Raw genomic sequence first — 10094 nt, forward strand, 5'->3', positions numbered from 1 at the left:
CTTCAACGTCGGTGTCGCAACAATCGACCGCATCAAGCGCACAACAGCACTCTCATGAAATGTGGCCGTTTTTGAACCCCTTCGTGCGTACAGGGCCAAGCAGGGCAACCCTCGATCTGATCGGCATTGAACACGCGGTAAGCCTTGGCATAGGGGATCTGGCGTTCCTCGCCGTTCTCGTCCTCGCGCTCGACGGTGCCGTATTTCACGACGGTGGCGGATTTCTCGCCCTTGCGAACATGGCCCCCAAGCTGCTTGGCCTGATTGAACGTCATCCAGCGGGCTGAGCTGTAATCCTTGGCCATCGCTGTCGCCCAGAGCATCAGGATGTTGATGCCCCGATAAGCTTCTCCGTTGAACCTCTCCGGCAAACTGGCCGATGTCACACCGCCAGTCCACGGCTTGCGCCAGGGCGGCGTTCCGGCCTCGATCTGCGCGATGATCTGGTTGGTGACATGGGAATAAACGTCAAACTTCTCTGCGGTCATTTGTGACCCTCCTTTGAGTGACGCGGTCCGGGTCTGCTCCCCTTTCCGCCAATGGGCGGGCCTTCCTGTTCTGATCTTTGGAATGCCCATGCATTCCGAAGGGCAGAGCAGGTAAGGGCAAAGCCCGTCCTGCGGCCTGGCGGGGCCGTGACAACCGGGTGGAGGGCGTGAATTTGGGAGGGAACCGCGCGCCTGCGCGTGGGAGGAACCGGAATTCTCGACCGGAACCGACGCCACAGGCGGCGCTTGCCGGTTTTCTCGGACCTGCCGGGATGGCAGGCGGATCAAGAGGATTTGGAAACCGTCAGGGCCGGGGTGAGCGGGCGTCAGCCCGTCGATCCCCTGCCCTGCCTGATGTCATCTTGCGACAGCATCAAAAGAATCCTTGATTTATGCATCCGGAGGCATATTTATGCACTCCATGGTATGGGATGTTGAATACACGGATGAGTTCGAAACTTGGTGGGAAAGCCTCACGGAAACCGAACAAGAAGACGTGGATGCGTATGTCCAGCGCCTTGAAGCACGGGGACCAAACCTGCCTTATCCCCACTCAAGCGGGATAAATGGTAGCCGACACAGCCATATGCGCGAGCTGCGCGTTCAAAGCCACGGAGAACCGTTTCGGGTGTTCTACGCGTTTGATCCAAAGCGATCGGCAATCCTGCTGATCGGAGGAAACAAGACAGGAAACGACAGATTCTACGAAGACATGATCCCGATCGCAGATGACCTCTACGATCAGCATGTCGAAGAACTGAAAGCCGAAGGGAAGACAGAAAAATGACTGGCCGTACGTCCTTTTCAACTCTGCGCAATCGTATGTCGCCGGATGCGCAGACGCGCGCGCGCGCAAAATCTGAAGCCCTGGAAACAGAGATGGCACTGGCTGAAGTGCGGCGCGCAATGCAGCTCTCTCAAGAGGAGCTCGCGGCGATCCTGCAAATCAACCAGGCTTCGGTCGCCAAGATGGAGAAACGCACTGACATGTATGTCGGAACCGTGCGCCGCTTTATCCAGGCCATGGGCGGCGAGTTGGAGATCATCGCCCGCTTCCCAGATCGGGAGATCAAGATCGACCAGTTTGCGGAAAAGAAGACGCCTGCTTCCGCAGGTTGATAGCGGCTTTAATCGCCAAGCCCTATCTCAACCCTAACCGGCTCAGGACACCACGCCTGCTTTCCTGGCCCTCCAAAAGCCGTTTCTCGAATTCGACATTCGACGGCAGGCTTACCAGGGTCAGACGCCACAACGTCTTGTCGTGCGGCCAGCTCGGCGGACGCCAGTCCTGACGTTCCACTCCGACGATCTCCATGCAGTCTGGAAAGTGCAGCCACGGAACCTGCTCGCCACTAAGAGAGTCGCCAACCTGCTCCTGTGGGGCATCGAGGAACGTGAACCCATCTGCCTCCGTCCCGTCCAAAAAGAGGAATCGTGCGGTTTCCTCCTCACCTGGGCAAAGCCCGCTCACGGCAACCCAGTCACCGCAGGTCGGGGCCTTCGCGGCGTCCAGAACAACGCGCCATTTCTTCATCTTGGCCACCCCTCCGCAAACGTCTTTCACCGTTCTCTGTCTCTATCGCGATCGCGGCCCTGCCCGCGCTCGGACGCAGTATCACGCCCGCGCCCGAGAATGTCATCCCACCGCCCTTGGTCACGGCCCTCGCCATCACGGGCGACGATGTCTCGCTCGACGGCGGCGGCATCACGTTCCTGCCCGATATCACGCCCACGCCCAAGGATGGCGTTCAGACGCTCCCGAATAGGATCGTCGGACGGGGCGCGCTCCCGCCCGACATCCGGCGCTTGCACCTCGGGTCGATCAACATCGCGCCCCAACACCGCCGCCCGGCGCGCGTCCATATCGCCCCGCTCGGCCCCAGCCTGCGGCCTCTCAACCTCGCCCATAACCCTCTCCTTGATCCGTGACATCGCCGCCTCGGCGCGGCCCCATAGCTGATCCAGCCGCTCGCGCGCGGTGGCAATGAAGGCGCGCCCGCGCTCCATCAGCTCAAGACGCAATTCCAACTGCCGCCAGCCCAGCTCTTGGCGCTGTGCATTGCGCGCCTGCGCCGCGCGGAAAGCCTCACCGCGCTCCGTGACGATCCCGCGCTTTTCCTGAGCATTGGCCGAGGGTCCGATTTTCGGCTCGGGCTCCCGGCTGAGCTCGACCACCTTCTTCTCGCGCTCAAGCGCCAGCTCATCCTGCCCGCCCGCGCGCGCCCGCTCGACCTCTTGCTCGGCCTCAGTCCGCTGAACATCGAGGGACCGGTGGTCGATCCTTTCCGACCGCCCTGCCCGCTCAAGCGCCGTGTTCGCGTCCCGCGCCCAGGCTTCGCGCCAGCCCATAAGCAAGTCTGGCGCATTCCAGCTGCGGTCCTTCTTACCGAAACCCTCGCCGGTCAGCTCGCGCATCGTCAGCATGACATGCGCATGGGGCTGACCGTGGCCATCACGGGCCTTGCCCTCGTGAATGGCCACATCCGCGATCATGCCGCGATCGACAAATTCGCGCTGAACAAAGCCGCGCAGGAGCTCAAGGCGCTCGCCGCGATCGAGCTCGCGGGGAAGGGCCACTTCGATTTCTCGGGCAAGCTGCGCATCGCGCCGCTTCTCGACCACCTCGACGGCATTCCAGAGCTGGTCGCGATCGCGCATCCAGTCGGGCGCATTCTCTGGGGCCATGATCTCGGAATGAACGACACCGCCCTTGCGGCTGTAATCATGCTCCAACCCCTGCCGGTCATCCCGCAGCCGCCCAGCCGTCCGGTAGGCGGCGGCTGCGACCGATGACCGGCCCCCAGCTCGGCTGATCACTTTTGCTGTGAAATGATAGATCGCCACGCCTGGGACGCCTCTCTTCAAACAGGGTCCAGCGCCTGATTGCGCTGGTCGGGAGCGCGAGGGTGAAACCCTCGTTCAGGCGGCATCGCCGCCTTGGGGGGAAGCCGTCCGGCGCGGGGGTTTACCCCCATGAGGACGCGCACGTTGTCGAAGACAATGTATAAGCGCGCATTTAAATCTTTTCAACCTATCAATCCGCCACTACATTCGCCCCCATTATTGCCGAGGTTGCCCCATGTCCCAAAGCCGCCATCCAGACGCCCGGATCAAAGAACTGGCCGAGAAGAAAGCCCAGCTCGACGCACAGATCGCAGCACTCGATGCCCGGCGGCGTCTGTCTGAGAAGAAAGACGAAGACCGCCTCAAATGGCTCCTGGGCACTTTGGTCTTCGACCGTTTGAGCGCCGAACCTGCTCTTCAGAGCCCCGAGCTCGTGGAGTTGGTGCGGCGCGACCTGCCAGACCGCCTCACCCAGCGCGACCGCGACCGGGGGCTCTGGCAGATTCTGTTTCCTGACGCGCAAGAGGACCGGTCATGAGTTTTGTTCTGGAAGCCCGCCACTGGGTGATCATGATCGGTGCTGTGATCCTGGCCGCCGTCGCCCTGATCCTCGCTCCGCAAGCGGTCGCGATCTACCCGGTGACCACCTATGCCTTCCCGATCATCGCAGTAGCCGTGATCCTCGACACCCTTGGGACCACCGCAGAGCGCCTGAGATGGCCTCTGAAGCTCTTCGCATGGGTTTGCCTGTGCGCTGCCGCCCTCACAGCCCTGACACCCCTCAGAGGGCCGCTCAGCGACATACTGGCGACTGTCCAGGCATGGACGGGCGCTGGCTGGCCCCTCCCCCGCGCCATTTGGGAAGGCCTCAAGGGGTTGGCGCGGTATTCTGATCCGCAGAAGCAGGCCATGGCGATCTCCTTCGCGCTCGGGGTCTTCGGCGTGGCTGTCGCTGTCAGCACCCCGCTGGTGGCGATCTTCAATCCGCGCATTGGCCGCAACCGCAAATCCCGCACCGGCCCATGGCAAGCGGGATGGATGGACCCGCGTGACGTGGCCCAGCTGAAGCGCAACAAGACCGGCCTGCCCCTCGCCCTGCACAAGGGCAAGCTCCTGCGCTACGTCAAGAACGATGCGAAGGGATGGCGCGGCGGGCATCACCTCGTCGTCTCCGGTACGCGCGGCGGTAAAGGCGTCAGTGCCGTAATCCCGGCGATCCTCGATCACCAGGGGCCAGTCGTGGTCCTGGACATCAAAGGCGAGAATTTCGCGGTCACGCGCCGCCGCCGGGAAGAGCTCGGACGCAAGGTCGCCGTCCTCAACCCCTTCGGCCTCGTTGAGGACGGACAGGACCAGTTCAACCCGCTCGACTACATCCGGCCCCATGAGCTGGCGCGCGACGTTGCCCTGGTTGCGGACGGCCTGGTCAAACCGGAACAAGGCGACGGCGCGCATTTCTCGGAAATGGCCCGCCAGCTCGTCGCGGCGGCGATCGAAGTGGTCGTGACGCAGGAAGAACCAAACCGTCGCAACCTGATCGCCGTCGCCGACCTGCTTCTGTCCGCAAGCCTCGACGGGACGCTTGAAGCCTGGTCAGAAAACAAGGATCTCGTTGGCCACCGCCCTGCCCAAACCGCCGCCACGATCCTGCGCGCGGGTGACCGTGAACGTGGGTCGATCCAGACGGCAGTCTCAAAGGCTTTCGAATGGATGCAATCCGACAACATGCGGCACTTCCTGGCCGGGTCCAGCTTCCGCATGGATGATCTTCTCGACGATCAAGTCGATCTCTTCATCGCGGTGCCGCTCGACCAGGTGGACAAGCAAGCGATCTTCATGCGCCTGTTTATCAACATCGTTCTGGGCACGGTCGTGCGTCAGGATGGGCGGCGCAAGGTCAAGGCTCCGATCCTGCTGGTTCTCGATGAATTCATACGGATGGGCCGCATGGAGCAGATCATGAACATTGCCAACGTCGCCGCCGGTGCGGGTGTCGAAGCCCTCTTCGTCACCCAGGACACGGGTCAGGTCGAAAAGGCCTATGGGCCAAACGATGCCCGGTCGATCTTCGGTTCATGCATCACCAAGCGTGTCTTCAACCTCAATGATATCGAAACCGCCGAATGGGCAGCGCGCCACCTCGGCGAAAGCACTGTCTATTCTCAGCAAATCAGTGAGGGTAAAGCCCCGCACGAGGGTCGGGATTTTTCCTATTCAGAGCAACGTCAAAAGCTCATGACGGCTGAACAGATCACGGGCATGAAGGCGGATGATCTGCTGCTGTTGGTGGGTAACCGCAACCCACTCAAGGCCAAGCAGAATGTGTATTTTAAGAGCAAGGCCTATCGTGGAAGATTCGATCAGAATCCGCTGAATTGAAAGTTGGGTGTTGAAATTTTGTTGAAGGCTTTGTGCTCTGAGGGAGTTAAATAGAGTTATAATAGAGTTACACCTTGGAAAATGGCAAATAACACCTTGAAACAAATAATTTTTTACAGAATGGCGGTGTGTGAAATGACGAAGTTTGGTGTGTGAAATGACGAAGTTTGGTGTGTGAAATGACGATAGCTTGGAAAAGTTATCCACAGGCCGTTGGTGTGTGAAATGACGACTCTTGACGATCGGTGTGTGAAATGACAATAGTGAGTCATGGTGTGTGAAATGACGAATCGTAAGCTGAGCAGAGGGTGTATGAAGTGACGAATGCACGCTCCCCGCTCCTGCCGGACCGGCATCCGCAAAAAGACCTGTTCGTTTGCGACATTGTGGACGCGGTGCCGAAGGGCGACATGGCCTCGATGGAACATCCAGTGTTTACCCTCTCGACCAAGCCGGACATGAAGCCGCGACGCTACCATAATGGTGATAATTCGATTGAGGTTTCACCGTCACGCTACGGGCTGGCCACAGTCCATGACCGTGACGTGCTGATCTACTGTATCAGTCAGTGCATGGCTGCACTCAATGAAGGCCGCAAAGTCAACCGGTCGATGCGGTTCAAGGCTCATGATTTGCTGGTGGCGACGAACCGTCAGACCTCGGGCCAAGGCTACCAACTCTTGAAGGATGCGCTGCGGCGTCTGCAAGGCACGCAGATCGAGACGAATATCCGCCAAGGTGGCAAGGAATATTTTAAGGTGTTCGGCCTGATCGAGTCAGCGGAAATCGTTCGGGAGACACGTGACGGTCGGATGCAGGATGTCGAGATCACACTGTCGGATTGGGTGTTTGATGCCATCGAGAACAATCATGTTCTGACATTGAACAAGCAGTATTTTTTCCTCCGAAAACCGCTTGAACGGCGGCTCTATGAACTGGCCCGTAAGCATTGCGGCGCACAACCCAAGTGGAAGTGTGGGCTCGAACTCTTGCGCGACAAGTGCGGGTCAGGCTCAACCACGAAAGAATTCAGGCGATTGATTTCGAAGATCATCGAGGATGATGCGGTGCACGACCATCTCCCCGACTACACCATGAACATCGAAAGCGATAATGTTGTCTTTCGCCCCAAGGGGGCTGGGGCGGTGGTCGCCCCCTCCTTCCTGGCGTTGCGGTTCAGAAAACCAGACACACATGATGAGGCGCGGCGACTTGCGCCCGGGTGGGACGTCTACGTGCTGGAAAACGAGTGGCGGTCATGGGTGCATGACAAGGCTATCGACGTGAAGGATGCGGATAAGCACTTTCTGGCCTTCTGCAATAAGCGAGGCGCATACCAGAATTAAAACGCACAAATGTGGGTTTGTGGCTTTACGCTTTCCCGCGAATGTGGTGAGGTGGACTCATGATCATATCTTTCCTGAACCAAAAAGGCGGCGTCGGCAAAACCACCCTATCGGTGAACGTGGCGGGCTGTCTGGCACGCCAAGGCCACCGGGTGCTTTTGATCGACGCTGACAAGCAAGGCTCGGCCACAACATGGGCAAGCCTGCGCGAAGATGCGCCCTTCCAGGTGGTCAGCATGGCACGGGCCAACATGGCGCGGGACGCGCTAAAGCTTGCCCAAGACTATACTCACACCATCATCGACGGCCCGCCGCACGCGGAGGAGATTGCCCGATCTTGTATCGTTGCATCGGACTTTGTGGCGTTGCCTATCGAACCGTCCGGTCTCTCGACGTGGGCATCTGATCTGACAGTGCGTCAAGTCAAAGAAGCGCAGGAATTCAAGCCCTCCCTCAAATGTGGGTTTGTGGTTTCCCGCAAAATAGGGAAAACTGTCATAGGGCGAGATATTCGCAACATGGCTGCCGAGGCGGGTTTGCCAATCCTAGCAAGTGAGATCGAGCAACGGGTGGCCTTCGCTGAAGGTATGACCATGGGGCAAACGATTTTCGAGTGGGCTGACGATAGCAATGCGGCCCGCGAGATCAACCAACTAACGAAAGAGATTGAGCGGTATGTCGAAGAAGACATTTTCGGCGGCTCCGAAGCCGAAGCAGCAGCCAACGGATGACCAAATCCTCGCGTTTGAACGTGGCGGGGCAGGGCATGACACAACACTGGCAGACAAGCCGGTCGTCAAGACCGTGCCGGATGAGCCGACCAAGCGCCTGAGCCTGGATCTTCCGGCGAGCCTGCACACGCGATTCAAAACGGCGTGCAGTGCGACGGATCGGAAAATGGTAGGTGAACTCCAAGCCTTCATTGAGCAGCGCACGCAAGAATTGGAAGAGGATGCGGGCATAACCCGCAAATGAACAAAAGCACAAATGTGGGTTTGTGTGAAATATTGTGCAAGCGGGATTTGTGGCTTAAAAACAAAGGGGAGGGCGGCGGCGCAAGAAACGTCACCGCATGATGAGAATGCACGCAGAGCTAAGAACGAGAGAAGCCCTTGGGCCATTCGGCCCGGTCGAAGAAAAGAACGCACCAGATGTGTTGTACACGGCGGGTGATACCGCGCTTTTGACCGAAGGCTCCCGCGTGGCGATTGTCGGCTCAAGAAAAGCCACCCCGGACGGCATCAAACGAGCACAGGCTGTCACTCGTGCCTTGGTGCAGCAGGGCATCATTGTCGTCAGCGGCCTAGCTGAGGGCATCGACACAGTGGCGCACAGAACGGCGATAGAAGAGGGCGGGCGCACTATAGCGGTGCTCGGCACGCCCTTGTCCAAAGCGTACCCGGCCACAAATGTCGGTCTACTTGAAGAGATCAAGCGTGATCACCTAGCGATTTCTCAGTTTCCCGAAGGTTATCCAGGCAAAAGCGAGAATTTCCCGCGCCGCAACCGGACGATGGCGCTCATCTGCGATGCAACCATCGTGATTGAAGCAAGCGAGAAGAGCGGGACGCGCCACCAGGGATGGGAAGCTATCCGGCTCGGCCGCGATCTCTACTTGCTTGAGAACGTCGCAACCAATCCGAACTTGACTTGGCCGAAGCAACTCATCGAGTACGGAGCACAAATCCTGCGCCGTGAAGACCTGCCCGATATTCCGAACTACACTGCTGGGGGCGTTCGTGCCTTCGAGCTATGAGTATGGCACCTTCGCCAATTATTCTCCACGCGGTAGCTCTGAGCTATCTGTCACCTCCCGAAAAGCCTGTGGCGCGATCAAGGCTGGCCGGGTCGATGTCATCGCCTCTGCCGTTCCGCACCTGCAAGACTCGAAGGCAAGCGCTCTGCGGCCTTTTCTCGGGCCTGATGTCACCTTGGTGCCGGTGCCCCGATCCGCGCCGCTCCCGGAAGGGGCACTTTGGCCTGCGAAGGTGATCTGCGACGTGTTGCACGAGCATGCCCGAGCATCGCATACGCGTTTCGCCTCGCGCCACGTCTTCCCCACAATCCGGTCATGGCTTTCGACCACGGCATCGGCAATGGCACTGCGCCATTCCAGAGCGCAGACCGCGAGGATGGCAAGGCGGCGGTCGCCGGAGATATCCCGCAGATCTCCGGCGAAGTAACGTTCACCTTGCCGTCGGAGGCGCGCGATACGGTGGGGCGGCACACCCGACAGGACGGTTCGGTCCACGGCCATGGTCTGCAAGAATTCCAACCGGCCGAGCAGCCGGTTCATGTCGGCCGAGTTCTGGCCCACCTCAAACTGGCGCAGCCAGACAAAGCGGGTGACAGAACCGTCCGCCATTTCCGTCAGCAAGGCGTCAAGTCGACTGCACATCTCATCATCCAGCCGGTCGGCAATCCGAGCGTCGATCCGTCGCTCTGCAGCAACGAGTGCATCCGCGCAAAGGCGTTCGATAACCGTGATCCCTGGTAGAATGGTCTGGGTCGCCCGGCATTGTTCCACGAAACGCCGCGCCAAGTCCTCGTTCGACCGGGCAGTTTCGGCTGTTCTCTCCAGCCAGGCCTTCAGGTCGCGCGATCCTCGGCCAGTGAACATCTTGTAGCTATAGAGATCCCGCAGGGCCGCCAGATGTTCATGACGCGTTTCTTCGCGGCTTGCATATCCAGCCAGATCGTCTGATTTCAGCCCAAGCTGCGCAGCCAGGAAGCGCGTGATCTCCATTGGAATGACCTCGCCCGGGGTCAACAACCGACCGGGATAGCGCAATGCGCAAAGCTGGAGAGCAAACCCAAAACGATTGTGGGGGCGGCGGCGGGCGCGGATGATTTCCAGATCGTCGTCCGCAAGGGTGTAGTGGCGCAACATCGCCGTTTCATCGGTCGGAAGATCAAAAAGTACTGAGCGCTGACGCTCGGTGAGGGGTAGATTCCGGCTGGGTGCAGAATAGTACGTTAAGCACCGAGGACGCGCTTGCCGTAGTCTCGCAGATTGCCGTTCGGGTCGACGTAGCGA

Annotated in this window: 11 protein-coding genes and 1 pseudogene; 8 read left to right on the forward strand and 4 right to left on the reverse strand. The window is 59.5% G+C overall.

Translation table 11 applies throughout. The features are described from left to right. Nucleotides 1–32: 32 nt before the first annotated feature. Complete coding sequence (locus ACSSV8_RS19495; protein ID WP_454283580.1) at nucleotides 33–488, reverse strand: ArdC-like ssDNA-binding domain-containing protein; 456 nt, start codon at nucleotides 486–488, stop codon at nucleotides 33–35. Between the two features lie 412 nt (nucleotides 489–900). Here ACSSV8_RS19495 and ACSSV8_RS19500 point away from each other — a divergent pair, with 412 nt between their 5' ends. Both ACSSV8_RS19500 and ACSSV8_RS19505 read left to right on the forward strand, forming a co-directional pair. Continuing rightward, entirely contained in the window at nucleotides 901–1275 is a 375-nt protein-coding gene (locus ACSSV8_RS19500; RefSeq protein WP_454283581.1) for a type II toxin-antitoxin system RelE/ParE family toxin, read from the forward strand. Beyond that, nucleotides 1272–1607 carry an XRE family transcriptional regulator gene (locus tag ACSSV8_RS19505; RefSeq protein ID WP_454283582.1) on the forward strand — a complete coding sequence of 112 codons (336 nt, stop codon included), beginning with the start codon at nucleotides 1272–1274 and terminating at the stop codon, nucleotides 1605–1607. The genes ACSSV8_RS19500 and ACSSV8_RS19505 overlap by 4 nt, the downstream gene beginning before the upstream one ends. Nucleotides 1608–1629: 22 nt before the next feature. On the opposite strand, the gene ACSSV8_RS19510 is transcribed toward ACSSV8_RS19505, so the two are convergent. Further along, nucleotides 1630–2022 carry a hypothetical protein gene (locus tag ACSSV8_RS19510; protein ID WP_454283583.1) on the reverse strand — a complete coding sequence of 131 codons (393 nt, stop codon included), beginning with the start codon at nucleotides 2020–2022 and terminating at the stop codon, nucleotides 1630–1632. Between the two features lie 26 nt (nucleotides 2023–2048). Beyond that, nucleotides 2049–3332 (reverse strand): MobQ family relaxase, encoded by a 1284-nt coding sequence (gene mobQ / locus ACSSV8_RS19515; RefSeq protein WP_454283584.1) that lies wholly within the window; start codon nucleotides 3330–3332, stop codon nucleotides 2049–2051. A 235-nt stretch (nucleotides 3333–3567) separates the two neighbouring features. On the opposite strand from mobQ, the gene ACSSV8_RS19520 reads away from it, so the two are divergent. From ACSSV8_RS19520 to ACSSV8_RS19545, 6 genes are all read left to right on the forward strand, one after another. Then, nucleotides 3568–3870: a hypothetical protein gene (locus ACSSV8_RS19520; protein ID WP_454283585.1), complete on the forward strand. Its 303-nt coding sequence runs from the start codon at nucleotides 3568–3570 to the stop codon at nucleotides 3868–3870. Continuing rightward, a complete protein-coding gene (locus ACSSV8_RS19525) occupies nucleotides 3867–5711 on the forward strand; it encodes a type IV secretory system conjugative DNA transfer family protein (RefSeq protein ID WP_454283586.1) in 1845 nt (614 codons plus the stop codon). Before ACSSV8_RS19520 ends, ACSSV8_RS19525 begins: the two co-directional genes overlap by 4 nt. 308 nt (nucleotides 5712–6019) lie before the next feature. Then, nucleotides 6020–7057, forward strand: a complete 1038-nt coding sequence (locus tag ACSSV8_RS19530; protein ID WP_454283587.1) for a replication initiator protein A — start codon at nucleotides 6020–6022, stop codon at nucleotides 7055–7057. 59 nt (nucleotides 7058–7116) lie between these two features. Continuing rightward, nucleotides 7117–7788 (forward strand): ParA family partition ATPase, encoded by a 672-nt coding sequence (gene parA / locus ACSSV8_RS19535; protein ID WP_454283588.1) that lies wholly within the window; start codon nucleotides 7117–7119, stop codon nucleotides 7786–7788. Further along, nucleotides 7733–8032, forward strand: a complete 300-nt coding sequence (locus tag ACSSV8_RS19540; protein WP_454283589.1) for a hypothetical protein — start codon at nucleotides 7733–7735, stop codon at nucleotides 8030–8032. Before parA ends, ACSSV8_RS19540 begins: the two co-directional genes overlap by 56 nt. A 97-nt stretch (nucleotides 8033–8129) precedes the next feature. Continuing rightward, on the forward strand, nucleotides 8130–8813 hold the full coding sequence (locus ACSSV8_RS19545; RefSeq protein WP_454283590.1) for a DNA-processing protein DprA: 684 nt from the start codon (nucleotides 8130–8132) through the stop codon (nucleotides 8811–8813). A gap of 261 nt (nucleotides 8814–9074) precedes the next feature. On the opposite strand, the pseudogene ACSSV8_RS19550 reads toward ACSSV8_RS19545, so the two are convergent. Further along, nucleotides 9075–10019 (reverse strand): annotated as a pseudogene (locus ACSSV8_RS19550) (DUF4158 domain-containing protein); the annotation flags it as partial. Nucleotides 10020–10094 lie beyond the last annotated feature (75 nt).

It is taken from the genome of Roseovarius sp. MBR-79 (assembly GCF_053628555.1).

Excerpts from the sequence above, each read along its gene's own strand:
- ACSSV8_RS19505 (WP_454283582.1), top strand. The coding sequence starts at position 1,272 with ATGACTGGCCGTACGTCCTTTTCAACTCTGCGCAATCGTATGTCGCCG.
- parA (WP_454283588.1), top strand. The coding sequence starts at position 7,117 with ATGATCATATCTTTCCTGAACCAAAAAGGCGGCGTCGGCAAAACCACC.
- ACSSV8_RS19520 (WP_454283585.1), top strand. The coding sequence starts at position 3,568 with ATGTCCCAAAGCCGCCATCCAGACGCCCGGATCAAAGAACTGGCCGAG.
- ACSSV8_RS19495 (WP_454283580.1), bottom strand. The coding sequence starts at position 488 with ATGACCGCAGAGAAGTTTGACGTTTATTCCCATGTCACCAACCAGATC.
- ACSSV8_RS19540 (WP_454283589.1), top strand. The coding sequence starts at position 7,733 with ATGTCGAAGAAGACATTTTCGGCGGCTCCGAAGCCGAAGCAGCAGCCA.
- ACSSV8_RS19525 (WP_454283586.1), top strand. The coding sequence starts at position 3,867 with ATGAGTTTTGTTCTGGAAGCCCGCCACTGGGTGATCATGATCGGTGCT.
- ACSSV8_RS19545 (WP_454283590.1), top strand. The coding sequence starts at position 8,130 with ATGATGAGAATGCACGCAGAGCTAAGAACGAGAGAAGCCCTTGGGCCA.
- ACSSV8_RS19510 (WP_454283583.1), bottom strand. The coding sequence starts at position 2,022 with ATGAAGAAATGGCGCGTTGTTCTGGACGCCGCGAAGGCCCCGACCTGC.
- ACSSV8_RS19500 (WP_454283581.1), top strand. The coding sequence starts at position 901 with ATGCACTCCATGGTATGGGATGTTGAATACACGGATGAGTTCGAAACT.